21 protein-coding genes are annotated in these 26,211 nt (G+C 45.2%); 1 reads left to right on the plus strand and 20 read right to left on the minus strand.

Going from position 1 to position 26,211, the window contains the following annotated elements; all coding sequences use genetic code 11:
* Positions 1 to 1,255 precede the first annotated feature (1,255 nt).
* From dnaJ to gpr, 16 genes are all read right to left on the minus strand, one after another.
* Positions 1,256 to 2,380 carry a molecular chaperone DnaJ gene (gene dnaJ, locus MHI51_RS23795; protein ID WP_036677487.1) on the minus strand — a complete coding sequence of 375 codons (1,125 nt, stop codon included), beginning with the start codon at positions 2,378 to 2,380 and terminating at the stop codon, positions 1,256 to 1,258.
* Positions 2,381 to 2,633: 253 nt separating this feature from the next.
* Positions 2,634 to 4,481 carry a molecular chaperone DnaK gene (dnaK, locus tag MHI51_RS23800; protein WP_076220088.1) on the minus strand — a complete coding sequence of 616 codons (1,848 nt, stop codon included), beginning with the start codon at positions 4,479 to 4,481 and terminating at the stop codon, positions 2,634 to 2,636.
* Positions 4,482 to 4,656: 175 nt separating this feature from the next.
* Positions 4,657 to 5,238, minus strand: coding sequence for a nucleotide exchange factor GrpE (grpE, locus tag MHI51_RS23805; RefSeq protein WP_036677491.1), 582 nt, complete (start codon positions 5,236 to 5,238; stop codon positions 4,657 to 4,659).
* Between the two features lie 48 nt (positions 5,239 to 5,286).
* The gene (gene hrcA / locus MHI51_RS23810; RefSeq protein ID WP_036677493.1) at positions 5,287 to 6,318 is read right to left on the minus strand and encodes a heat-inducible transcriptional repressor HrcA; all 1,032 of its coding nucleotides are present in this window, start codon (positions 6,316 to 6,318) and stop codon (positions 5,287 to 5,289) included.
* A 103-nt stretch (positions 6,319 to 6,421) separates the two neighbouring features.
* Positions 6,422 to 6,913, minus strand: coding sequence for an N-acetyltransferase (locus MHI51_RS23815; RefSeq protein ID WP_051490987.1), 492 nt, complete (start codon positions 6,911 to 6,913; stop codon positions 6,422 to 6,424).
* Positions 6,914 to 7,006: 93 nt separating this feature from the next.
* Positions 7,007 to 8,179: a radical SAM family heme chaperone HemW gene (hemW, locus tag MHI51_RS23820; RefSeq protein ID WP_076105910.1), complete on the minus strand. Its 1,173-nt coding sequence runs from the start codon at positions 8,177 to 8,179 to the stop codon at positions 7,007 to 7,009.
* Between the two features lie 185 nt (positions 8,180 to 8,364).
* Positions 8,365 to 10,641 carry an FAD-dependent oxidoreductase gene (locus MHI51_RS23825; protein WP_340392636.1) on the minus strand — a complete coding sequence of 759 codons (2,277 nt, stop codon included), beginning with the start codon at positions 10,639 to 10,641 and terminating at the stop codon, positions 8,365 to 8,367.
* Between the two features lie 19 nt (positions 10,642 to 10,660).
* On the minus strand, positions 10,661 to 11,488 hold the full coding sequence (locus MHI51_RS23830; RefSeq protein WP_076129699.1) for a carbohydrate ABC transporter permease: 828 nt from the start codon (positions 11,486 to 11,488) through the stop codon (positions 10,661 to 10,663).
* Positions 11,489 to 11,549: 61 nt separating this feature from the next.
* Positions 11,550 to 12,434, minus strand: coding sequence for a carbohydrate ABC transporter permease (locus MHI51_RS23835; RefSeq protein WP_249267723.1), 885 nt, complete (start codon positions 12,432 to 12,434; stop codon positions 11,550 to 11,552).
* A 91-nt stretch (positions 12,435 to 12,525) separates the two neighbouring features.
* Positions 12,526 to 13,830, minus strand: a complete 1,305-nt coding sequence (locus tag MHI51_RS23840; protein ID WP_076141557.1) for an ABC transporter substrate-binding protein — start codon at positions 13,828 to 13,830, stop codon at positions 12,526 to 12,528.
* A 95-nt stretch (positions 13,831 to 13,925) separates the two neighbouring features.
* Entirely contained in the window at positions 13,926 to 14,693 is a 768-nt protein-coding gene (locus MHI51_RS23845) for a response regulator (protein ID WP_405173302.1), read from the minus strand.
* Entirely contained in the window at positions 14,678 to 16,483 is a 1,806-nt protein-coding gene (locus tag MHI51_RS23850) for a histidine kinase (RefSeq protein ID WP_341003612.1), read from the minus strand. The genes MHI51_RS23845 and MHI51_RS23850 overlap by 16 nt, the downstream gene beginning before the upstream one ends.
* 105 nt (positions 16,484 to 16,588) lie before the next feature.
* Positions 16,589 to 18,403: a translation elongation factor 4 gene (lepA, locus tag MHI51_RS23855; RefSeq protein WP_036677511.1), complete on the minus strand. Its 1,815-nt coding sequence runs from the start codon at positions 18,401 to 18,403 to the stop codon at positions 16,589 to 16,591.
* A gap of 140 nt (positions 18,404 to 18,543) precedes the next feature.
* Positions 18,544 to 19,026 (minus strand): hypothetical protein, encoded by a 483-nt coding sequence (locus tag MHI51_RS23860; protein WP_405173303.1) that lies wholly within the window; start codon positions 19,024 to 19,026, stop codon positions 18,544 to 18,546.
* 35 nt (positions 19,027 to 19,061) lie between these two features.
* Complete coding sequence (locus MHI51_RS23865; RefSeq protein ID WP_076129693.1) at positions 19,062 to 20,399, minus strand: stage II sporulation protein P; 1,338 nt, start codon at positions 20,397 to 20,399, stop codon at positions 19,062 to 19,064.
* A gap of 156 nt (positions 20,400 to 20,555) precedes the next feature.
* Complete coding sequence (gene gpr / locus MHI51_RS23870; protein WP_036677518.1) at positions 20,556 to 21,557, minus strand: GPR endopeptidase; 1,002 nt, start codon at positions 21,555 to 21,557, stop codon at positions 20,556 to 20,558.
* Positions 21,558 to 21,861: 304 nt separating this feature from the next.
* Between gpr and rpsT the strand changes: the two genes are divergently transcribed.
* Positions 21,862 to 22,134 (plus strand): 30S ribosomal protein S20, encoded by a 273-nt coding sequence (gene rpsT / locus MHI51_RS23875; protein WP_036677521.1) that lies wholly within the window; start codon positions 21,862 to 21,864, stop codon positions 22,132 to 22,134.
* Positions 22,135 to 22,292: 158 nt separating this feature from the next.
* Here rpsT and MHI51_RS23880 read toward each other — a convergent pair whose 3' ends face one another.
* The 4 genes from MHI51_RS23880 to MHI51_RS23895 all read right to left on the minus strand — a co-directional run bounded on the left by MHI51_RS23880 (position 22,293) and on the right by MHI51_RS23895 (position 25,910).
* Positions 22,293 to 22,781 carry a hypothetical protein gene (locus MHI51_RS23880; RefSeq protein ID WP_076219578.1) on the minus strand — a complete coding sequence of 163 codons (489 nt, stop codon included), beginning with the start codon at positions 22,779 to 22,781 and terminating at the stop codon, positions 22,293 to 22,295.
* Positions 22,782 to 22,818: 37 nt separating this feature from the next.
* Positions 22,819 to 23,838, minus strand: coding sequence for a DNA polymerase III subunit delta (gene holA, locus MHI51_RS23885; RefSeq protein ID WP_036677525.1), 1,020 nt, complete (start codon positions 23,836 to 23,838; stop codon positions 22,819 to 22,821).
* A gap of 276 nt (positions 23,839 to 24,114) precedes the next feature.
* Positions 24,115 to 25,365 (minus strand): anti-sigma factor, encoded by a 1,251-nt coding sequence (locus tag MHI51_RS23890; protein WP_076277231.1) that lies wholly within the window; start codon positions 25,363 to 25,365, stop codon positions 24,115 to 24,117.
* On the minus strand, positions 25,362 to 25,910 hold the full coding sequence (locus tag MHI51_RS23895) for an RNA polymerase sigma factor (RefSeq protein WP_036677530.1): 549 nt from the start codon (positions 25,908 to 25,910) through the stop codon (positions 25,362 to 25,364). The genes MHI51_RS23890 and MHI51_RS23895 overlap by 4 nt, the downstream gene beginning before the upstream one ends.
* Between the last annotated feature and the right edge of the window lie 301 nt (positions 25,911 to 26,211).

Genomic DNA, 26,211 nt, shown 5'->3' on the forward strand with positions numbered 1-26,211 from the left:
ACTTAAACGCTGGATTATGCGCTATTTGCCATGCCAACGGACCCCATAGTCGCTATTAGCACGAAAAGCACCAAATATGAGCGCTTTTCTGGGCAATAGCTGCACTGGAGTCCGAAACTTCGCTCAAAAGGCGATAAATTTGCAAATAGCGTCAACTGGGTCCGTATGCCTCCAGCTTCTCCGGGTCCCATCCACTCAAATGATTATTCTCGGCGCTATCGGACACTGTTGTACTTAAACGCTGGATTATGCGACATTTGCCATGCCAACGGACCCCATAGTCGCTATTAGCACGAAAAGCACCAAATATGAGCGCTTTTCTGGGCAATAGCTGCACTGAAGTCCGAAACTTCGCTCAAAAGGCGATTAATTTGCAAATAGCGTCAACTGGGTCCGTATGCCTCCAGCTTCTCCGGGTCCCATCCACTCAGATGATTATTCTCGGCGCTATCGGACACTGTTGCACTTAAACGCTGGATTATGCGATATTTGCCATGCCAACGGACCCCATAGTCGCTATTAGCACGAAAAGCACCAAATATGAGCGCTTTTCTGGGCAATAGCTGCACTGGAGTCCGAAACTTCGCTCAAAAGGCGATAAATTTGCAAATAGCGTCAACTGGGTCCGTATGCCTCCAGCTTCTCCGGGTCCCATCCACTCAGATGATTATTCTCGGCGCTATCGGACACTGTTGCACTTAAACGCTGGATTATGCGACATTTGCCATGCCAACGGACCCCATAGTCGCTATTAGCACGAAAAGCACCAAATATGAGCGCTTTTCTGGGCAATAGCTGCACTGAAGTCCGAAACTTCGCTCAAAAGGCGATTAATTTGCAAATAGCGTCAACTGGGTCCGTTAGCACACGTAGATAATTCAAAACAGATAGTGTGTTAAAAAAGCTGGCAGACCAGTCGGGGGTTTCAAGGTTACAGGGTTCGCGGTTCGCGGTTCGCGGTTCGCGGTTGCCGGGGTTGCCGGGCTTGTCGGGGTCACCGGGGTCACCGGGGTTACCAAATTTACCGGCGTTACCAGGTTTACCGGGGTTACGGGATTGGCCGAGTTAGCCAAACACGCAGAATTCCGCAGGTTCCAGCATCACAGCTCATCCAAAGAATTGCATGAGGTTAGTTAAATGGCCCTGCCATAATCTCATGCTAAACAAAAACGCAGAGCAGCGATCCCCCAATAACGGGAGGATCGCTGCTCTGCTGTCTTTTTCTATTCATTTACTGAATGAATGAGTTAGGATATCAGTCCCCGCGAAACGCACGTTTCACACGATCAAAGAAGGACTGCTCGTGCTCATGTGTGTTTTCTCCGTTCAGAGAAGCGAACTGGCGTAGCAATTCTTTTTGCTCTTCATTGAGCTTGCTAGGTGTCACAACAATTACCCGTACATGCTGATCACCTTGGCCAGATCCACGCAGACGTGGAACACCTTTACCTTTGAGGCGGAAGAAAGTGCCTGTTTGCGTTCCGGCAGGAATCTTCAGCTTCACTTTTTCGGTTAAGGTTGGAATTTCAATCTCATCACCAAGTGCTGCCTGTGCAAACGTAAGCGGAACCTCGCACATAATATCATCGTTCTCACGCACGAAGAAATCATGCGATTTAACACGGATAACAATATACAAGTCTCCAGCAGGACCGCCGCGTAAGCCGCCTTCGCCTTCGCCAGTCATGCGCAGCTGTGCACCGTCATCAACACCGGCCGGGATACGCACATGGATCTTGCGTTGCTTTTTAACCTTACCCTGTCCGGCGCAAGTCGTACATTTTTCCTTAATAATCTTACCTGTACCACTGCAATGTGAACAAGGACGACGATTACGCATCTGTCCAAGCGGTGTATTCTGTACGAATTCCTGTTGTCCACTACCATGACATACGGAACAAGTCTCTGGTTTAGTGCCCGGTTTAGCCCCGGAGCCGTAGCAGGTATCGCAAGTTTCTGTACGTGGAATAGTAATATCGGTTTCTTTGCCGAATACCGCTTCCTTGAATTCAATGGTCATGGTATACTGCAAATCCCCACCGCGCTGCGGTGCGTTAGGATCACGGCGTCCGCCGCCTCCAAAGAACATATCAAAGATATCGCCAAGCCCTCCGAAGTCGCCACCACCGCCGCCTCCGAAGCCGCCCATACCTTGGTTAGGGTCAATATGGCCATATTGGTCATATCTAGCTCGCTGTTGTCCATCACTAAGAACATCATAAGCTTCTTTTACTTCCTTAAACTTAGCTTCAGCGTCATCTGCTTTATTCACGTCTGGGTGATATTGGCGCGCCAATTTCCGGTACGCTTTTTTCACCTCATCGTCTGAAGCATCTCTACTAAGGCCAAGCACTTCATAATAATCGCGTTTATCTGCCACTGCTTTCACCTCCGTGCATACATACTCAAATTCCTTATTACCTGTCAAACAAACCATTATACGATAAAACCTCAGGATCTGACCATCCAGATTCAGCGATGTTTATTCTTACAATATCAGAAGGCGCATTCGCAAAGAGTGTGCAATCTGATATTACAAAAGGAAAGTCAAAACACGGGATGACCCGGTTTTGACCTTCCCTTCTTAACTATATAAGAATTTATCAGTTTCCTATTACACTTATCGTATAAGGTTACCCTTGATTCTTATCTTCGTCAACAACCTCATAGTCAGCGTCAACTACATTATCTTTTTTAGGAGCGCCTTCAGCGGCTCCATCGCCACCTTCAGCACCTTGCTCAGCTTGAGCAGCTTGTTCGTACAGCTTCATGGACAACTGTTGTACAATCTCAGTCAATGCTTCTGTAGCTGCATTGATTTCTTCAAGATTGTCAGTTTCAAGTGCTGCTTTAACTTTATCTTTAGCTTCATTTGCTTTTTCAACATCAGAAGCATCAGCTTTATCGCCAAGGTCTTTAATTACTTTTTCAGTAGAATACACGAGTTGGTCAGCACCGTTCTTCGCTTCCACCAGTTCTTTACGCTTACGGTCTTCCTCAGCGTGAAGCTCGGCATCCTTCATCATTTGTTCTACTTCTGCGTCGCTCAGGCCGCTGGAAGAAGTGATAGTGATTTTTTGGCTCTTGTTCGTGCCTTTATCTGTTGCAGATACATTTACGATACCATTGGCATCAATATCGAAAGAAACTTCGATTTGTGGCACGCCACGTGGTGCTGGTGGAATCTCGTTCAGCATGAAGCGTCCCAGTGTCTTGTTGCCATTTGCCATTTGACGCTCACCTTGCAGCACGTGAATCTCTACGCTAGGTTGGTTGTCAGCAAAGGTTGAGAATACTTGGGATTTGCTTGTAGGAATCGTAGTATTACGCTCGATCATCTTCGTGAACACGCCACCTGCAGTTTCGATACCCAGGGAAAGCGGAGTTACGTCAAGCAATACAACGTCTTTAACATCACCAGTCAATACACCCGCTTGAACAGCAGCACCAAGAGCTACTACTTCATCCGGATTCACACCTTTGTGTGGTTCTTTGCCAGTAAGCTTTTTGATAGCATCTTGTACAGCTGGGATACGTGTAGAACCACCAACCAGAACGATTCTAGTAAGGTCTGCAGGGGTCATACCAGCATCAGACAATGCTTGACGAGTTGGTCCCAAAGTACGTTCTACCAGACCAGCAGTCAATTCATCAAATTTTGCACGAGTCAAGTTGATCTCTAAGTGCTGAGGTACGCCGTCAACCACAGTGATGAACGGAAGCGATACAGTTGTTGTCAGTACGCCCGACAATTCTTTTTTCGCTTTTTCAGCTGCATCTTTCAAACGTTGTACAGCAGATTTATCTTTGCTCAGATCAATGCCTTGCTCTTTTTTGAATTCGGATACCAGGTAATCCATAACCACTTGGTCAAAGTCGTCGCCACCCAGCTTGTTGTCGCCGCTTGTAGCTTTTACTTCGAAAAAGCCATCACCAAGTTCAAGGATGGATACGTCAAAAGTACCGCCACCAAGGTCATAGACTAGAATGGTTTGATCTTCGGATTTCTCCAGACCATATGCCAAAGCTGCTGCTGTTGGCTCGTTCACAATACGCAGAACTTCCAAACCTGCAATTTTACCTGCATCTTTGGTAGCTTGACGTTGGCTGTCATTAAAATAAGCAGGAACAGTGATAACTGCTTGAGTAACAGTTTGGCCAAGATAAGCCTCTGCATCGGATTTCAGCTTTTGCAGAATCATTGCCGAAATTTCTTGTGGGGAGTAGTCTTTACCATCAATGCTTTCTTTGTGGTTAGTACCCATGTGACGTTTAACAGAGCTGATCGTACGATCAGGGTTAGTAATCGCTTGGCGTTTAGCCGTTTCACCGACGATACGCTCGCCGTCTTTCTTAAAGCCTACAACCGAAGGGGTTGTACGCGCGCCTTCTGGATTTGGAATTACTACGGCTTCGCCGCCTTCCATAACGGCAACGCAAGAGTTCGTGGTTCCTAAGTCAATACCGATAACTTTACTCACAATAATTTGCCTCCTCTAAAGTTATATGGAGCCTAAGCTCAATAAATTTATAAAAATATTAAAAAAATTCGATTGATAATAAACTATCCGGGCAACAGCCTGCAATCGGATAAATAGTAGGCAAACGCACTGCTGCTTTATGGCGAGCAGAAACTGCCCGTCCTATATAGACAGACTACATGCTGACTTTGACCATGGCCGGACGAAGAACTCTATCTTTCAGAAGATATCCCTTTTGAACCTCTTCTGTAACGATACCCTCTTCGTACTCCTCGCTCTCAACCTGCATAATAGCCTGATGGTATTCAGGATTAAAAGGCTGTCCTACTGTTTCCATAGCTGTAAGCCCCTCAGCCTTCAATACCCCATCCAGCTGACGGAAAATCATATTAACGCCCTTCGCGAAAGCTTCGGATTCAGGATTAGCTGGAGTAGTGACTAACGCACGCTCGAAATTGTCCAGCACGGAAAGCAATTCCGTCAGGAGCTTGGAGGTAGCATATTGAGCCAACTCTTCTTTTTCCTTCTGGGTACGACGACGGAAGTTATCAAAATCAGCTTGTGCACGCAATGCACGACCTTGATATTCATCAGCAAGATCCTGTAGGCGTTTCACCTCAGCACCTGTATCTGAAGCACCTTCACTAACGTTTTCAGCTGTAAATGAGTCGGCATCTGAGACTACTTCAGCCACAGGCTCCTCATTGATCAATTCCTCTTTGAATTCATTAGAATCTTGAACTTGTTCCTTTTTCAAGTTGTCTTCACCTCCTTAAAATCATTCACGAAATCATGTTGACTCTGTTCACTTATACCAGTGCGCCAGCATCGCTGTCAAATCTCGGGATAAAATGCCCAAGATCCCCATCACTCTTGCATATTCCATACGGGTCGGCCCAAGGATCCCAATGCTTCCTAGTGCCTGCCCATCAAGTGAATAAGTGGCGGTGATCAGACTACAGTTAGCGAACGCTTCGTGATTGTTTTCTGTTCCTATTCGTACTTGAATACCTGTGCCACCCACTGTAGGGGCCAGCATTTTGAGCAGTGTCGGTGTCTCTTCCAGCAGATCAAGAATACTCTTCACCTTGTCTACGTCTTTGAACTCAGGCTGTGTCAGCATATTCGTTGCTCCGCTGAGATAGATGCGCTGCTCTTGATCGCTTTCCAGCGCGGTGTCCAGCACCTGCATTAATTCTTCATAATGTGAGATGTGACGCTGCATTTCTTCGCCAAGCTCGGAATAGAGCCGAGTCTTCAGCTTATAGAGTGGTACATTGACCAGTTTACTATTCAGTAGGTTAACCACTTTCTCCATCTCGGAAACAGAAATCTCCGGCGGAATGTTCACCGTACGATTCTCAACTTGCCCCGTACTTGTGACGATAATGGCCACAGCGGTTGTATCATCTAATGGTAACAACTGAAAATGACGCAATGAAGTATGAAAAACCTCCGGTCCCAGCAGGATGGAAGTATAATTCGTCATATTGGAAAGAATCATCGCCGCATGTTGGATTACCTGCTCCATTGCATTTAGCTTCTCGGCAAAAAAAGCGCGGATCGTGCCCATTTCTGCCGTTTCGGCGGAATTCCACGGTACCAAATGATCCACATAATATCGGTATCCTTTATGGGAAGGAATTCTTCCCGCCGATGTATGAGGCTGCTCGAGATAACCTAAATCCTCCAGGTCAGCCATTTCATTTCGAATCGTAGCCGGACTGTATCCTACATCTCCCCGTTTAGAAATGCTGCGAGATCCTACTGGCTCTGCCGATGAAATATAATCATCCACAATTGCATTTAGTATCATTCTCTGGCGATCAGTTAACATGTTATTCCCTCCTATCGGCTGTGGCTCCGATTCGTTAGCACTCGACTCAGATGAGTGCTAACCACTAATACAAAAATACCAAACTGACATTGACATTGTCAAGTCAGTTCAGTATCTTAAGCACTGCTATTTCATCGCAGGCATGCTGCTTTTTACAATTCACGCAATCTGTCCATACTTTTTCAGGGAAAATCTCTTTCTGGACGACTTCAAATCCATTTCTAAGAAAAAAATCAACAGCATAGGTTAGTGCCATTACCTTTGGGATTTTCTGGTTCCTAGCTTCCTCGACCAGCTTCGCCAATATCATGGAGCCTACGCCTTTACCCTTGCCTTCATCATTCAATCCAATTGAACGAATCTCTACGAGATCATTCCCGAGCTTGAAAAGTGAACCACAGCCTACGAATCTGCCTTCGATTTCGGCAACTACGAATTGATCGATCTGGCGTGTCAGCGCCTGCCGGGAACGGGGCAACATGATGCCGCGCTGGGCATACTCTTCTATCATTAGATACAATGGCTCAACGTCTTCTACCACAGCATTTCTACAAATCACCTGTGCGTCTCCCGCTGGAGACGAATGGCGAATCATTTCCGTCTTGGCAAGCACTTTGGTTCACCCCTCTGTTGATAATATGAATAAATATACAACAGAGTGAATTACAATTCAAGGGGTATTTTAAAATTAAACTTCTGTCAGGGCGCCTACAAATTCAGCAAAAACATCGTTCCCAAACAAGATTCCTTGCTTGCTGAGTCGGTAAACCCCTGCTTCTTGTTCCAACAGCCCTGCATGCAGCATTTTATGCAAGGATTTCTCGAATACTTCCTCTATTGAACGCCCGAATTGCGCCTGAAAAGCTTCATTAGAGACGCCCTCATGCATACGCAAGCCGACCATCATAAAGTCTTCCATCGCTTCTGCTTCTGAGATTGGGTATGCATCCAGTCGTGGCAGCCCTTTACGTGTGGCTTCTACATATGGATTTACGCCCTTAACATTAATATGCCGCTGACGCCCCACATATCCATGTGCTCCTGCTCCTAGACCATAATAATCTTCATTACGCCAGTAGGTGATATTATGGCGGCTCTCCATTCCTGGTTTCGCGAAGTTACTGATCTCGTATTGATTGTAACCCGCTTCCTTCATAGAGGACATCAACAGGAGGTACATTTGCAATTCATCTTCTTCATTAGGAAGAGGAAGCTTGTTCTTATTAAACAGCGTGTGAAAAAGAGTATTCTCCTCCACCTTCAAGCTGTAAATAGAATAGTGGGGTAGATCCAGCTCCAACGCCTTGCGGATACTTTCGCCCAACATCTCAACAGTTTGATTAGGCAGCCCAAACATCAGGTCAACCGAAAGATTATTTAGTCCAACTGCACGTGCATTCTCTAGGCTCCGGTATACATCATCTACATTATGAATCCGGCCGATACCTGTGAGCAGCTCGTTCTGAAATGCTTGAACACCAAAACTCACCCGGTTCACGCCGCCTTCTTTCATAACCGTCAGCTTGTCCAGATCCGTTGTTCCAGGGTTAGCTTCCATAGAGAATTCAATATCTTTATCCCAGTTGGGGAAATGCGTGCGAACAGACTTTAAGAAATAAGCCATTTCATCAGGTTTTAAAACAGTGGGTGTGCCTCCGCCGACGAAGATCGTTTTGATAACACCCGGAGGGGTGTTCTTGACGGTCTGCTCCATCTCCCGATCCAAAGCTTCGAGATAATCCATAACTGGCTGATCCTTGAGAACATAGGAATTAAAATCACAATAAAAGCACTTATTGGTACAAAAAGGGATATGAATGTATACAGCCTCAGGGGGACGGCCATTAGTCTTCGTTGTCATTAGCTGTCTCCTTTATATAAAAATATCGTTTGAATAGTGTAATCTAAAAAACAAGAAAAGGGAAGCCTGACGGCTTCCCTCCGAGGGCGTTCATTTATAAATGAACTCTATTTTATAATATAAGAAAGTATAAGTTTTACGTTATCCTATATATTTTGTATTTCCCGCAGAAACGGATACCGTCCCTATAAGGACGGCAAAGCCGTTGCTTCTTGATAAATCCGCATTTCCACAAGTTCGGCATGTACTCCACCGTTAGTTTCATGAATAACGATCCGGACAGCATCTGTAAGGACAGGCTTCTCTAATCGATGAACATTCTTCCGGCGATGGTTATCTTTGACACGGAGCATGACTTGCCACGCGCCATCAATGAGCAGCTCTACATCATAGTTCTTTACCAGTTCAGGAATCACTAGAAATGGCGTTTCATGGTGATGTAAGTTGATGAGATCTTCATTGACATCATCATTAAAGGTGAAATGGATTTCGGAGACTGGAGCAGCATCCGGGAGACGCGCCTCTACCCACTCCGATCTACCCGCGGTCATCGGCTCAGAAACCCAGCTATGTGGTCCCGCGAAAGGTCGAACATACCCATCAATGACTTTAGATGCAGCATATGCCGATGTTTCTACTGCAAAGCAGAAATGCCTGCGTACAAGTTGTTTCATGCTCCACTCTATCACCGGCTGATCTGGCTGATGATCCTCCAGCGCTGAATCAACAACGGATTTAGCACCTCGCTCAAATGTAATGACACCAGTGATTGGGGTTTCTGAAATATGCAATTGAAGGTGTTCATTAGCTCGAATAATAGCGAAGATATTACATTCACCGATAAGACTACATTTCTCCTCTTGTATCGGTACTTCAATCCATTGCTGCTCTCCAGCCTGTACTGTTATAACATCAACCTGTTTGCACTCCGCCGGCACGTAATTTTCCGCGCGTCCAGTCGTCCAGATCTCCACGGTCAGCTGCGTCTGAATACTTGCTGACACAAGCAGCCTTAACCCACGGATACTTCCTTCAACCGGAAACAAAATCCCTACATCATGAGAAAGCTCATAAGCTTCGGCTGGACGATCCAGCAGGATACCATTCAACGTGCTGGATGCATGAATCTCGCTTTTTCTGGCGAGGTCCAGTGGATCTTCGTTACGTAATCCAATAATCGAAGCATCTTGCTTTAACATCACCTGTTGCAATTCATGCATATGCTGCTCGCGAATTTCACGTGGGGTCACACCTTTGATGACGGATAAAGCTGCACCTGCTCCAGCTGCTTCACCCATGATCGCACAGGTTGCCATAACACGTGTTGTTCCAAAAGCCACATGAGATGCACTGATATTACGACCCGCGAAGAATAAATTCCGCACATTCTTCGAATATAGCGAACCAAATGGAATATGGTAGATCCCGTCCGCATGCAGATGCTTGGAGCCACTCTCTTGTGCGTACATCCCCTGTGGGGGATGTAGATCAATCGACCAGCCACCAAATCCAATACGGTCTGCAAATTCACGCTGCGCGAGAATATCATTTTGCGTTAGAATCGTATCGCCAATAAATCGTCTGTATTCACGTTTACCCGGAATCGAGCCAACCCACTCAAGCGTCATATTCTCGGCATCAAAATGGCCTGAGTTTTTGATATAATCCCAAATCCCATAAATAACAGAGGATAGTTCATCACGTATACGTTCATTCTCATCCACCGTATCAAGCTCGCCGCCCCACTCAATCCACCAGTAGTGACAGCCTGAATCCCCACTCCGAATGACCCGGCGGATCGGGATAGACGTTGTTGTAATATCCTTCGCGAATGAGGGTGCAACATAACGTACCGGTTTTCCAGTATCCTGTGTATAGAATAATAATGTACTGCCTAATGTAATATTATCAGGCACTTCTGGTGCCCATTCCTCATTAAATTCATGACGGGCTTCACGTCCTAATCGGAAATCCGCTCCTGCTAGGAAGCCCACTAAACCATCACCCGTACAATCGATGAAAGCATCGCTCTCGAACGTGATTAAACGCTCAGATCCCATCATCCAGCCGGTCACACTCTGAATCGTACGCTCCTCTGCCTCACCTTCCGCTTCCACTTCACGTACATCGGTATTTAGGAACAAGCTGATATTCGATTCTGCCTTCACCGCTTCGAGCAAGGTTAGATCCCATAGATATGGATTCCCTTCCGGGTTCCGGTATTGATTCTCGATGAACAGCTCACCCATAATGCCTGTCTCACGTGCATAGCGATTTACACCATGTCCTGTTGCACCGCATACCCATACCCGAACCTCTGAACTCGAGTTACCACCAAGTACAGGACGATTCTGTACCAGTGCTACCTTTAACCCAAGACGTGCTGCAGCAATCGCCGCGTTCATCCCTGCAAGTCCACCCCCGACCACTGTCACATCGGATTTAACCGTTTCTGTTCTCATGTCAGTATCCCTCCTATAGTTAGCCTTTCACAGCCGAGCTAGAAATTCCTTGAATAATATATTTCTGACCTATGAAGAAGATAACAATCATTGGAATGATCGCAGCCGACGAAGCGGCCATCATCCCGTTGTAATCCACATTGTTCTCAAGAATAAAATTCTGCAATCCAAGCGGAATGGTATATAGCTTAGGGCTCTGCAAAAATACAAGCGCATTCTCATAATCATTCCATTGCCAGGAGAAATCAAGAATAGCAAACGTAGCGATTGCCGGCTTCGCTAATGGCAGAATTAAGCGGAAAAATATTTTGTAATGACCGGCTCCATCCAGAAAAGCAGATTCCGTAATTTCCTTAGGAATGCCCATAAAGAACTGCCGAAGCATAAATACACCGAAGATCGAGAACATGGCTGGAAGGATTAGGGCCAAATGCGTATTGTAAATCCCAACCCAGTTAAACATGATAAACTTAGGAACAAAAAGCACCTGCGGTGGAACCATCATCATGGATAGATATATGACAAATAGGCCATCCCGCCCTTTAAACGAAGTACGTGAAAATCCGTAAGCGGCAAGGGCAGATAGAAACACAGCTCCCGCAGTTCCAATAATCGATATCTTAAGTGAATTTAAATAATACGGAACAAAATCATAACTTCCTGTCCACACCCGAATATGATTGCTCCAGTTGAGAGATGAAGGCAGCCATTCGTTAAACACCTCGGCAGGTGTCTGAAAAGATGTACTGAGCATCCATAGAAAAGGCACAATCATAAATAGTCCTAGAACAAACATGATGATCGTTACTGGCAGCTTCACCTTCATGTTTCCTGCTTTTTCATTCATACCGCCTGCTCCTTTAATTTATGGTTTCGGGGTCCCGCAAAGCACCACTTTGTAGGGTTATTTAGTAATGAACCCAGCGCTTTTGGCCGATCCACTGAATGACTGTAATGACGAGAATGACGGCGAACAAGAACCATGAAATGACTGAAGCGTATCCCATATCGTAATAACTGAATGCTGTTTTATAAACGAATAGTGATAAGACCGTCGTACTTCCGCTAGGTCCTCCAGCCGTAATGGCTTGAATAATCGAGAACGATTTCATCGTCATAATTAATCCGGTAATCATTAATAAAAAAGTTGTTGGACTAACAAGAGGCCATACAATTTTCCATGTTGTTTTGAATGTGCTTGCACCATCGATCCGGGCAGCTTCCAGCTGTTCTGTCGAAATTTCCTGTAGTGCTGCTAAATATATGATCATATTGTAGCCAAGCATCAGCCAGATCTGTACGATATCAATGGCATACATTGCGGTTTCCGTATCCGCAAACCACCCTGGCGGCGATGTTATGCCAATCCAGCGAAGCAGTTCATTGATGGGTCCCTGTGAAGGCTGAAATAGCAGCATCCAGACAAATGCAACGGCTACTCCACTAGAGATATACGGCAGGAAAAACATTCCACGCAATAATCCTTTAAGATACACACTGCGGTTTAGAAATAGCGCCACAATAAAAGCGAGCACCATCGATACTGGAACCGATATCAGGAATATCACCGTATATTTGATCGAGGCATAGAAATTATCGTCATGGAACAACCGTTTGAGATTATCCAGCCCGGTAAATTGCCAATTCGGATTTGAAAATTGATAATTCGTAAACATCAGGACAAAGGAAAAGATTGCAGGAATCACAAAGAATAAGAGAATACCAATCATATTCGGGAGAATAAAAGTCATGCCGATCCAGCCTTGTCTGTCCATCCAGCTTCTCCGCTTCACGGTATCGCCGCCTTTCGTATGCTGAAAAATGGGTACACGAAAGAGAAGAACGAAGAATTCTTCCTCCTTCTCTTTTGTGCCAGCTATTTCTTTATTTCATTAACTCTTGCGAACGGGTTTGCATATTTTTCATCGTGGTATCAATATCTTGCTTATTTAAGAAGTATTTTTCATACTCTTCTTTACGTGCATCAATGGCTTGTTGAGGTACATTTAGCTGGAAGGATGGGAATTTGCCGAATACAATATTATTCATTGAATCTGTATCATATTTGTCTTCTACACCATTCAAGAGAAGGCTCATCGCTTCCTTACTGTCCACACTCTTAGAGGCTGGAATACGCCCCCCGCTTGCCATTGGCAGCATACCGCCATCCGCATACCATTTTGCGAACTCCCAAGCCGCATCCAGGTTCTTGGACTTTGCATTAAGAGCAAGCATGTCGCCCACACCGCCCGAATATTTATAATCCTTTTGATCTTTATTCACTTTTGGAATAGCGGCGAACGCGGTTTTGAAATCATGCGGATAGTCCTTCAAGTTGTTCGCATTGCGGAAAATAAACTCACCTGCTGCCAGCATTGCCGCTTTGCCTTGCAGGAACATGGTGTCAACCGGCATTTTACTGGTCAGCTGCTCCCCATATTCCGGTGTGGATTTGTCCACGAACATCATGTTATGCAATATTTCCAGTTGCTGTTTCCAGAGATCATTTCCAAAGTTTGAAGTACCATCCGCCTGTTTCACACCCATTCCAGCAAGCGTACCGTCCATCGTTGTTGCGAAGGAGGAATCTGCCTGCAATAATCCGTACACACCAGGTTTCGTTAGCTTCTTCGCATACTCCTCAAGATCTGACCAAGTCCAGTCCACCGCAGGAATCGGTAATCCTGCTGCATCCAGCATATCTTTGTTCAACCATACAAACGCCATGTTTTTCTTTGTAGGAATCCCATAGTATTTATCATTGATTTTCCACATCGCTGCGTCCTCACCGATCTGGCTGTCGATATCATAATCTGTTTTCGTGCTTAGATCCAAGGCAACGCCTGCATCCATACGTTTCTGTAAATGAGCAAGATCGTAGTTCATGAAAAGGTCTATGTTTTGATTGGTCATCAAAGCAGTGTCCAGCTTTAAGTTGCCTGCATCGTCATTTACATTACGGATATACTCGACTTGAATATCTGGATGATCTTTATTCCAGTTATCAACTACAGCTTGAGGCCCGGCTTCTGCAGGAACTGCCCCCCACATCGTAAGCTTTATTTTCTCCTTTGCTGGTTCTCCATTTGCACTGCCCTGCGATTCATTACTTCCACCACTCCCACAACCAGCCAGCATCGTACCTGCTAATAAGACAGAAAGCACTGCAGGATACCACTTTTTCTTCATAGATAGCTTCCCCCTTGGAAGGATTATGTGTTGTGCTCTACATCTATAACTTTATCATCAGAGCGGATTCTGGGGGATGAACTACATTTGGGAACTTATAGAACGTTTTTTGGTTCTTTACGGAATTCATTTGGCGTGACACCACACCACTTTTTGAAGATTTTTATAAAATAATTATCGTTCTCAAAGCCTACTTGCTGCCCAATCTCGCTAATTGTTAGCTTCGTCTCTGCAAGCAGCATTTTCCCAGCCTGAATCCGACGCTCTTGAATATAATTGGTCAACGTTTTCCCTGTCTTTTTCTTGAATAAGTCACTTATATAGCTGGCATCCATCCGGATCAACTCTGACATGGATTTGAGCGAGATGTCCTCAGCATAATGTTCTTCAATATAAGCTATAATTTTGTTCATCTCCACATGATCTGTCGGTCCCGTTTGTTGCTTCTCAGGAAACCATTTATCGGCCTTCTTCATCTTCATCATTCGCTCCAGCTCGGCCTGAACCTTACCCATAGTCTGCTTCAAACCTTGGAGATCTAAAGATAACTTCAGAATGTAGTCCGAAGCCCCAAAAACGAGCGCCTGCCGGGCGTATTCAAATTCACTCAATGCGGTCAACATTACAAACCGGCAGTCGAAGCCTTCCTCTCGCGCAATTTGAAGAAGCTTCACCCCATCCATCACCGGCATATTGATATCCGTCACTACCACATCAGGCTGCAGCTCACGAATCATTTGCAAGCCTACTTCTCCATTCTCCGCCTCACCTATAATTTCAAACGGAATTTCAGCCTTTAAGAATAGCTTCCGTATACTTTTAACCGCAGGTTGTTCATCATCCACAATTAACGTTCTCCACATGTGAGCTTACCTCCATCGTAAGGTTTTGAAATAAGGAATGGAAAATGGATGATCACTTCAGTTCCTGTGTCTGATGACACAATGTCCATACCTGTCCGTTGATTCTTGAACAACAGCTCCAAGCTCTCCCTAATATTCTGAACACCGATTCCTTTACGTTTCCGTGTAGCCTTATTCAGCTGTGCTCTTTCTATCCCCATGCCGTTATCTCTAACCTGCAGATACAGCTGTTGCTCAGTCACTTTAGCGGAGATATCAATTCTCCCTTGTTTTACAGACTGACCGAAGCCGTGAATCAAGCTATTTTCAATTAAGGGCTGCAGACAAAATTTAGGGATTAATGCGTATTGCAGTTCCTCGTTGATATCATATTGAATTTCAATCCCATGTCCAAAACGTTGCCGCTGTATCTCCATGTAAGATTCTATTAGTACGATTTCATCCTTTAACAGGATCAAATCGACTTCAGTATTTAAGGTTGTCTCCAATATTTTTCCTAGTGAAACACAAATTCCATAAATTTCATCATCATCTTTATCTAAGGCAATGCTCTTTATCGTATTCAATGTATTTAGTAGAAAATGCGGGTTCATCTGCGAAAGTAATACCTGAAATCGAACGAATTGCTTCTGTTTTTCTTCAAGCTGAAGTCGCTGCAACAGCTCATTTAAATCATGGATCATGATATTGAAACTCTGAGTCAGGGCAAGAATCTCTCCCCGCCCTTGCTCGGGTAATTTCATTTTGAGATTCGTCTTAGCGGTCATTTCCATCTTCTTCTGTAGCTTCTTAAGCGGTACTGTAATCGTCGATGATATGAAAAAAGTTAATAGAACAAATAGCAGCAGAATGATTCCAAATCCACCAAAAAACCGTCGTTTCTGCTTGTCTACCTCAAGAAATAGCTGTGCTAGCTGCACTTTTTTAACTACATAGCCATTTAACTCCTCGATGTAGCTGTATGTGTATAAACTCTCCTCCTTCGGGTCGACAATGGATGCAGCACGCCCCGCCTGCCGCTGGTTGGCACTCTTCACAATACTCTGCGCAATATCAGGGGAAAAAGTCTCATCCTTAAGCGGATTAAGCATCACACCCCCCAAGGCATCGAGTAGAAATAAAGCCCCTTCCTGTTTACTCCCTAACGTTGATCTGGTAAACCACTCCTCATAATCGATACTTAATCTTGCATAGGCATAAATATTCAAACCATTATCACGCATAACCTCATAAAGACTAAGCATTTTCTTACTTGTTGTACTTTCCCGGACCACATTATTCTTGTCATTCGGATTCCATATATATCGATTCGTTCCTTCTCGCTTCAATGCTTGAACCCAATCCTCTGATTGGATTTCGTCGTAGCTCAAGGTTTCCTTTGGCATAAAGGAAGTGTATGCGTTTCCATGAAGGTCGATTAATGTATAATACACCGTCGCTCCACTCATAAAGAATGTATTTTCAATCGCTCCAAACTTGTTTTCAACGAGTTTTTTTCTCGTGATTTCATCAGATTGCTCGGGATTCTTCATTATCGATAAAATCGTCGTATCTTGTTCGAGTAATGACCCTGTTTTCATCACGAGACTCATGAGATCAACAAAACCATTCTTAATACCAATAAGCTGCTCTATGTTCTTCGTTTCCGCATTATCCTGCAGCATTTGTTCTGTCTCTTTAAAGTTATATAGAACGAGTATGGCAATGGGTGTTAGTACCAACAGCAAGAAAGCTAACAAAATCCGATTCTTAAAGGTACTTGGCGTAAGTTTCAAATATAATCGCTTCACGAGGACTCCCCTCACTTTGTATGTGCTTACAATCCTTCCCCCTATTGTAATCTGCTCCTGCTTAAAAAAATAGAGCCGGGATATTCTCCCGGCTCTACCTATTTTCTACTCATCGATCTTCAGTACTGCCATAAACGCTTCTTGTGGTACTTCTACACTACCCACTTGCTTCATGCGTTTCTTACCTTCTTTTTGCTTCTCCAGCAGCTTCCGTTTACGGGAAATATCGCCGCCGTAACATTTAGCAAGTACGTTTTTGCGCATCGCCTTAACGGTTTCACGCGCAACCACCTTCGTACCCACTGAGGCTTGAATCGGCACTTCGAACATTTGACGCGGGATAATCCCCCGCAGCTTCTCACAAATGATACGTCCGCGGTTGTAGGCACGATCGCGGTGAACGATAAAGGACAAGGCATCGACCTGCTCATTGTTAAGCAAGATATCCATCTTGACCAGATTAGAACGGCGGTATCCGCAAATTTCATAGTCGTAAGAAGCATATCCTTTTGTACCGGATTTCAACTGATCAAAGAAATCATAAACGATCTCTGACAGCGGAATCTCGTACGTAATTGTTACACGATTAGTATCTAGATATTCCATATTTACGAACTCGCCGCGTTTGTTCTGGCACAGTTCCATTACAGTACCCACGAAGTCGTTAGGCACAATGATCGCTGCTTTAACATACGGCTCTTCAATATAGTCAATCGTACCGATCTCCGGATAATGTGACGGGTTGTCGATTTGGATCATTTCGCCATTGGTCAGCATAATTCGGTAAATAACACTCGGCGCTGTTGTGATTAGCGGCAAATTGAACTCGCGCTCAATCCGCTCTTGAATAATCTCCATATGCAAGAGTCCAAGGAAACCGCAACGGAAACCAAATCCAAGTGCGCTTGAGCTTTCCGGCTCAAAGCTTAGCGAAGCATCATTTAGCTGGAGCTTCTCCAGTGCCTCACGAAGATCGTTATAATCGGAGGTCTCAATCGGATACAACCCGCAATATACCATCGGGTTGATCTTACGGTAACCCGGAAGCGGCTCAGCAGTAGGATTCTTTGCATCAGTGACAGTATCACCGACACGGGTATCTCCAACATGCTTGATCCCAGCTACGATAAAGCCAACATCACCGATGTTCAATTCATCGACAATGGTCATACGTGGCATAAATGCGCCAACTTCAATGACCTCGAAGGTCTTCTCAGTTGCCATCATCTTAATCTTCGAACCTGCACGGATCTTCCCGTCCATTACGCGCACATAGACGATAACGCCTTTATAAGGATCGTAGTGAGAGTCAAAGATCAATGCTTTAAGCGGCTCTTCTGAATTACCGGATGGCGCAGGAACCTGCTTCACCACCTGCTCCAGAATTTCCTTGATTCCGATACCGGCTTTGGCAGATGCCATAACCGCTTCACTGGTATCCAGCCCGATAACATCCTCAATCTCCTGCTTTACCCGGTCAGGGTCAGCGTTTGGCAAATCAATTTTGTTGAGCACAGGTAGGATTTCCAGGTTATTATCCAGTGCTAAATACACATTGGCCAGCGTCTGTGCTTCAATTCCTTGAGCCGCATCCACAACCAGCAGTGCGCCTTCACATGCTGCAAGACTGCGGGAAACTTCATAGGTGAAATCGACGTGCCCCGGTGTATCAATCAAGTTGAGATAATACTCTACACCATCGTCTGCACGATAGGTTAAACGCACGGCTTGCAGCTTTATTGTGATACCACGTTCGCGCTCCAGATCCATCTGATCGAGTACCTGTTCCTGCATTTCACGCGTGGTTAGTGCCCCCGTGTATTCCAAAATGCGGTCAGCTAGTGTCGATTTACCATGGTCTATATGTGCAATAATCGAGAAATTGCGAATTTGTTGTTGTCTTTTCTGAACGTCAGTCATTCCTTACCCCCACAGACAGCCTGATATTAATCCACTTATTATAACAGTACAAGCTTACTCCATCAATCCCGCGCTGGCCCAAAACAAAAGAAACAGCTATACACGATCCCGTGAAATAACCGTTTCTTCTAAATTTGCTGTTAATTTTCTGCCGAAGCGAACAATGAAACTACCCAGCGGATTCCCTTCTGGGAAGCCTGCTGCAAGAGACCTGCCGTCTTATCTGCCAGAACATCGACTGTAGGCTTTTGCTCCTCAGGAATTAGAATTTGCTCCGGAGATTTCGTACTATAATCATCCACAACTTGTTGAGGAGGATCGGCTGGCGTTATATTGCTATTTTGAGGCAAAGGAGAGACGGCCGTATAGGCACCTGTGACAGGATCGATCACCATTGGCACATATACATAAGTCTGCCCACCCTGTGTCACACCATTCTTTTGCAGTTGTGGCTGTGGCTGCATGCCTGTTACTTGACTGGTGGGTGTAGTCGGACTGGCATTCCAGCCGGGCAGAATCTTAGAGACTGTTGACCCCCCGCTTCCGCCGAACTGCATCCCTAAGAGGATGCCAATCCCTGCCCAAATCCCGACCATAACCAGTTTTCTTCCGAAACGCGACATGTACACCACTCCTTTTTAATCCTTGGTAATTTATTTTAAGAAGCTCCGTTTGATTTCTTTGGTGTTGTAGTGGGATTCGCCACTTTTTCAGGTGCGTTCACCTTCTCAGCGTCATGACTGCTCCAGTAAACATCAGCGATAGCATCCGCCAAAATATCAGCCGTACGCTTTAATTCCTCAGCCGAGTTATCAATTCCGCCCACTTCAATCAAAACACTATTGGGAGACAGGGTCTGATTGTACTCTCCGTTGTTGCCTTTACCCGCAGCTTTTCCCCATATCCCACGAGATATTCCCGGGTAATTCTTTTCAAGCTGTTGATGAATCTTATTGGCAAACTCTTCGTTCTTCTTCCAGTCTTTATTTGCATGTCCAATAATAAAATAGACCTGTGCGTAGCTTTTCCCGTCAATAACAGCTGTTGTTTTGCTATGACGCTGCGAATCGCGGTGAATGTCGATAAAACTATCCATTTCCTCATTTGCGCTGAGTGCTGATTTAACCAAGATCCGGGAATATTTATAGGAAAAGTTCCAGTTATAGTCGGTGATTTTGGTTGGAAAATCTTCTTTGGCATGAACCGTACCAATCCCGAGCTGTTCCAGTCTTTTCGTAATATATGATCCTACCAGCATTACATTTTTAGTTGAAACTCCGGAGCTGGGATTTTCATTTGCTGCCCCTAACAGAGGGTTGTAGGCCTCTCTAGGATGTGAATGATAGATTAGAATCCGTTTGATCGAGGTATCCTTAGTGCTGTCTGTGCCGCTTTGCGGATCACTCTTATCCGTCCCTTCCTCCGCTGATGGTTCAGGGGATGGTGCAACCGTCGCTTCAGGCTGCTGTGTTGTAGTATCTCCATGCTTGTCCCCTTCGTCCGGAACAGAAGTTTCTGCATCTTCACCACCCTCAGCCAGTTCATCAGTCCCAGGATGATAATCCACTGGTGCTCCTGTAGATCCACCTGAACCTTTCCGCAAAAGAAATGGATCATCCGCCGCCATCCCCGGCACTTCACGAGAGACTAGACTCTTAGGGTCACCTGGATTCACACTGGTTAGCAACTGAAATACGAAAGAAGTTACCTTTTCACCTGAAAAAGCGGAAGGCTCTTTACCCTGCGGTAAATGCGGCACCTCCATCCCCAGCAGCTCCATGAAAAAACCACTAGACAGTGAGGCAGCAAGCCCCTTCATTGAAGGAATGGGTGAAGAGCTAAGCTTCTGTCCGGCCAATCCACCGGCTCCAAGCAGCATAAAAAATACTAGCGAACCTCCGGCTAACAGCAGCATCGTTCTCCCCAGCGATAAAACATCCAGCATTTTTCCCCTTAAACGGCCGATGTTCCAAAGCTGAAACCATTTTTTATTCATTGTAGTTATGTCCTCCTCCAGCCCTCTGTAATCTCTTATACTCCAAATCTATGAGCGCAAGAGCAATACTAGAACCGAAAATGAGAGAATAGACATAAAGCCCGTACAGGATACCTTAATTCAGCATCCCGCCGGGCTAAACAAACCATAATTCAGTTAGTGGGTATACGCGCCAACATTCTCAGGATCAACCGCATCATGTAAAGCCGCATTCAGACCACTGGCCACAATATTCGCGATCCCTTCAATAAATTCATCGATTTCCTTGGGAGTGACGATCAAATCGTGCCCCAGAGGTTCAAGCACTTCCTTCACTAATGACAAGCGTTCCTGCTCAGAGATATCGTCCAGCATCCCCATGATTTCCTTCGTATGGTTTGCTCCTTGCCCGAAGTGATTTTTCATCATCTCCAGCACATTATTTACAATAGTTGAGGCATAGCAGACAGTGGGCACTCCGATTGCGATACAAGGCACACCCAGAATTTCTTGGGTTAATCCACGTCGCTTGTTGCCAATCCCCGAACCGGGATGGATCCCAATGTCGGCAATTTGAATCGTCGTATTGATACGCTCCAGTGACCGGGATGCCAACGCATCTATGGCGATAATAAGCTCAGGTTTCGTCCGATCCACGATTCCCTGCACGACTTCACTCGACTCAATCCCAGTCAGCCCAAGCACTCCAGGAGCAATAGCGCTCACCTTACGATAACCAGGGGAGATCTGATCCGGAACCAGCTCATAGAACTGCCGCGTAATGAGTGAGTTCTCCACCACCAACGGACCCAGTGAATCCGGTGTAACATTCCAGTTACCAAGACCAACAATCAACACAGATGCATCCTTGCCAATCCCAATTCTGATCAAAAAGTCCTCAAATTCGCGGGCAAAAACTTCAGCTACCTTTTGCTGCAAGCCAGTATCTCCGCCACGTAGAGCGGGTACCTCTAGGGTTACATAGTTGCCAATTGCGCGTCCTATTGCCTGTGATCCGGCAGCATTAGCTACACCAAGACGGGTCACTTTAATCCCATCAGACTCTTCCACTTCTTCGTTCACACCAGGGATCGGCGTTCTTTGTGGGCCTTGAGCCATTTCCTTTGCCTCTAATGCCAAATCGGTGCGCACAGAATATAGCTGCAGATCCGGTTCCATTGTGTACCAGCCTCCTAAAAGTTTTGTAAGCATACACTTCCATGAATTACTTCGAACAAAACTCACTTCGAAAGCGGCTGCTTAGTTTTGTAAGCATACACTTCCATGAGTTCATCCTCATTTGGCAAGCTTCTGCCTATGCTCTTTTGTCGATAGTGTGCGAGAGAAAGCCAATGTTTATGCAGGATACGGAGGTTTAATTTGAAAGCTTTAAGTATTGCTTTTTGCTACCGGTCATGCTAAACTATTTTAAGTTGTGAATCATTTGATAATGATTTCGAATGTCTTACAGGAGGTGAATGCAATGCCAAATATTAAATCCGCGGTTAAACGCGTAAACACGAACGAAAAACGCCGTGCACTGAATGCTTCCCAAAAATCCGCGCTTCGTACAGCTGTGAAAACTGCTGATGTAGCTCTGACTGGTACGGAAGTAGAAACTGCTCAAGCTGCTTTCCTAGCTGCTTCCAAAAAGCTGGACAAGGCCGTAAGTAAAGGTCTGGTTCATAAAAATGCGGCTGCCCGCAAAAAATCCCGCTTGGCGAAGAAATTGAACGCTCTTACGGCTCAAGCCTAAGACGACATTCATAATGAGCAATTGAAGAACCTGACCGCTATGCTTCATACGGTTAGGTTTTTTTGTGTCTATTAATTAATAATAAGTAGTGTTAGTTACTTTTAAGAGATGTTTATTAAATGAAAGAAGACCGCCTCAGAGAGGCGGTCTTCTTTCATTTATTTATTCTCTTTTTTCATTTCATAATAGTTACCATCCCATAAGAAAATCATCGTTTGATCGTCTTTAACAATAAAACTGCTGCCGGGATTCGTCCAATTATTTATAGATACCGTCTTAACCGATTCCGTCTCGATGCCAAGGTCACTTAATTTATTTCTGTATTCGTTAAAAAAGTCATCCTTTGTAATGCTCTCTTCTTTATATTCAGGGTTCATAATTTCATCTTTATCAAAAGATGCCTTTTCTTGCGAATAAGTTACCCGCATGCCAATAAGCTTTTCATCCTCCGCTGCCGAGACAGGTGTAGAACCTACTAGACCTTGTACACTCCATTCCCCAAAATAAGAAGGTGCATCTGCAGAGGTATTCGAATTCGCAGGCGACTCAGAAGCTGAACCTGACGGTGAATTAGTATCCGTTTTGCCACAGGAACTAATTAATAGAACGAGTAACAGCAGTGCCGAATATTGAAATATTCTTTTCATAGTCAGATCATCTCCAATACTTTTTCCCCTTCTTAGCTCAGACACCTAAACGCAGCATGAACAGCTCCAGCCCTAGCACTTTGTCTATAGCCCCTGTTTTCATTTTATAATCCAGATCCGCCAATGCACTTAAGATTTGCCGCAATCGTTCACTGGAGAACTTATGGGCCTGCTCCCCAGCAAGCTTAACCGCATATGGATGCAATCCGATCTGTGACGCAATCTGTCCCTGCGAATAACTATGTGCTGATAAATCCTTAACCTGCAAAATAATGCGGAACTGCCGCGCAACCAATGCTGCGATCTTGATCGGTTCCTCACGCTGCTTCAGCAGCTCATATAAGGTATCAAGCGCCTTATCAAGACGCAGATTAGCGATATCCTCAACAAGCGTAAACACATTTTGTTCTGTTCCACGGTGTACCAGACTCTCTACGGCCCCCGCATCCACAGTGCCGCCCTTACCAGCGAATAAACAAAGCTTGTCCATCTCTGCAGATAAACCTTGCAAGCCTGTGCCTGCATTCGTTATAAGAATTTCTGCCGTGCCAGGTGCCATTACACAACCCCGCTCACGAATTCCTTTTTCCACCCAGCGCAGCAGCTCTTCTGCTCCCAGCGGATTAAAGGCTAATACTGTGCCCACTGATTTGACAGTCTTCACAATTTTTTTACGCTCATCCAGCTTATCATTATTCACCATAAAGACGATTACACTGAAGTCTACAGGATGCTGCAAATAGTCACTTAAAAGATCTATACGATGCTCCAGTTTGGCATTTTCTTTGCCCGCTGTAAATAACGAGGCATCCCGCACCAGCAATAATTTACGTTCTACCATAAATGGCACAGTCTCCGCTTCTTCTACCACAGCCTGCACCGGCGTCTCAGAGAGATCAAAGGGAATAACTGCGAAATCACGATCCTCTTTAGCAATCAGCTGTTCTTCCAGCAGTGCCGTGAATTCATTCATTCGAAATTTCTCACTGCCATATAAAACATATAACGGTGAGATCTTCCCTTGTTTGATTTCTTTTATCGCCGTTTTGGCATCCATCCCGCCACTTCCTTTTCCATTCATCTAGCCCATTTTGTCCAGAGTTCTATTGTAGCAAAAAAAACTACAAAAATGCATGCAAAAACGGAGAAACTCTGGCAGCCATGGCCAAAGCCTCTCCGTTTAAGCGGCGCATCTATATAAACGACGGAGTGCGAAGCTCTAGAAACTCCACATCCGGCGGTCATACCGATGTTCTGCAAAACCTATACTTTCTAGTTCCTGTCCTGTTGATATAGTATATTCAGAAACTTCGAAAAAAGTTCCAACCCCACTTTAATTTGTTGAAGATGAGGTTGGAGTGTTCGTTGGTGTCGCCCCAGGGGATACAGCCGGACTTGAAGAAGCTGCTTCCTGTACAGTGTACACCTTGGTTACATTCACACCATCTTTTTCAGTCACGTACGTAAACTTCGAGCTGTCCGCAGACCATTCACCAGAAATCCAATTTCCTTCTAGCGGATAAGAGTTTACGGCTAACCGTTCTTCCGCTGAGCCCTCTGGCGACTTCTTATAAATCACAAGCTGCAGCCCAACAAATTCTATAGCATACTGACCATCAGGAGAAGTCCAGGTCTGCACATTAGGATCTTCAGAACTGCTTAAGCTCATAACTTCCCGTCCATAGTCATAAGGAATCTTTAAAGAATCCTCCATCAGCGGAGCAGAATCAGCTGCGCTGTCTGAATTCATATCAGCAGTTTGTTCCTTATTATCCACCTTTAGCTGATTGCTACTGGCGTTGCTAGAATCTGAATTATGAGATTTCGTGGCGACATCCTGCCTTGGCGGAGCAATCTTCGCTGTCGGCTTAGGATCTGCGCTTTGAGGCGGTTCAGTGATCGACCGCCCTCCAGCTCCCGCATCAGCTGCATCCGCCGGTGCACTTGGCATCGAGGTAGGGTCCACTAGTCCCGTCGCTCTATCTAAAGCGGCGTTATCTTCGTTCATCTCCGGTGCATCCGTCTTATACTGCGCAGCGCCCTCGTTCTCTCCACCAGCTGCAGGTGAAGCTCCATCAGAGTTAGCAGTAATAGAAGCTTGTGATTCCATTGCTGTATCCTTAGTATCATCGCTGGCTGTTTTAGCACTATCCTGCATCCTTTGTTCTACTTCTGCCCCAGGCATTTTATCGGGCATATTAAATATTGCGATCCCTAATAGAACGGCAGCTGCAATAGCTCCAATGCCTGTCCGTGTTGCTATAGAGGTTCCCTTGGAAGGTTTACCGCGGGAGCTTTCACGTGAAAATGGGACAACAACCGGCTCCTCAGATCTCACAGCACTCTGTTCACGACTGCTTCGATCCAATTCTGCAAGCTGAGGTAAAATAGAGTCAACCAGACTAAACGGGGGTTTCACGTCTGGCAACTGCTCCAATTCATTGGAGAGAAGTGTCAGGCGCTCAAAGACTTCCGCGCAGGAAGGACAATTATCGATATGACGGAACATCTCAACAATCTCATCTTGACTCAAATCTTTGTCTAAATAGCGGTGCATCCATTCCATCACCTCCGCGCATTTCATCCCGATACACCACCTTTCTGGTACTCCTGAAGTCTATTCTGCAGTTGCTGTCTAGCCCGAAATAAGTACGATTTCACTGTATTCAAGGGCAAATCCAGACAATCTGCAATCTCGTTGTAAGAAAAATCCTGTAAATAGCGCAGGACGATGACTGTCCGATGATGCTCGGGCAATTGATCAATCGCTTCGCGTATATCCTCAGCTAAATAAGAGGATAGAACCTCACGTTCCACATTGTGTTTATCCTGAAACACCATTTCATGTTCATCAATAGAAACTGTAGGTTTAGTTCTTCTGAATTTATCAATGCAAATGTTAGTGACGATTCGCTGAACCCACGTTTTGAACTGGGCCTTCTCCTCATATGAGCCGATTTTTGTATAAACCCGGATCAAGGCTTCCTGAGATGCATCTAACGCATCTTGTTCATTATGCAAAATGTAGAAGGCCGTTTTATATACATGTCCTTCAATTTCTCGCAATAGGGTGATTAGAGCGTCGCGATCGCCCGCTTGAGCGGCTCTGATGAGTCCCTGCTCCACCACGAAGGTTCCCCCTCTCTATGCAATCTTACTGACGCGCAAGACTGCGAATTTGTTGCAACCGTGTAATTAATATTTTTAGAATACCAAACTTTTCTTAGAACGTCATGTTAAGCCAGCCGTTACAACGCGCTATCCCGCATTGCACAGCCAATAATTCCTACTAAGCATACAGGGGAAACAACAATCATTCAAATACTCTTTTTCACTATCTTAGTAACAAAAATGACATCAAAAGAAACGGCCTATCCCCTTGTCGGAAATGAAGCCGTCTGTCTTAAATATTACCCTCCGGTATCGAGCA

It is taken from the genome of Paenibacillus sp. FSL H8-0260 (assembly GCF_045040625.1).
In the GTDB taxonomy this organism is placed as follows: domain Bacteria; phylum Bacillota; class Bacilli; order Paenibacillales; family Paenibacillaceae; genus Paenibacillus_AQ; species Paenibacillus_AQ odorifer.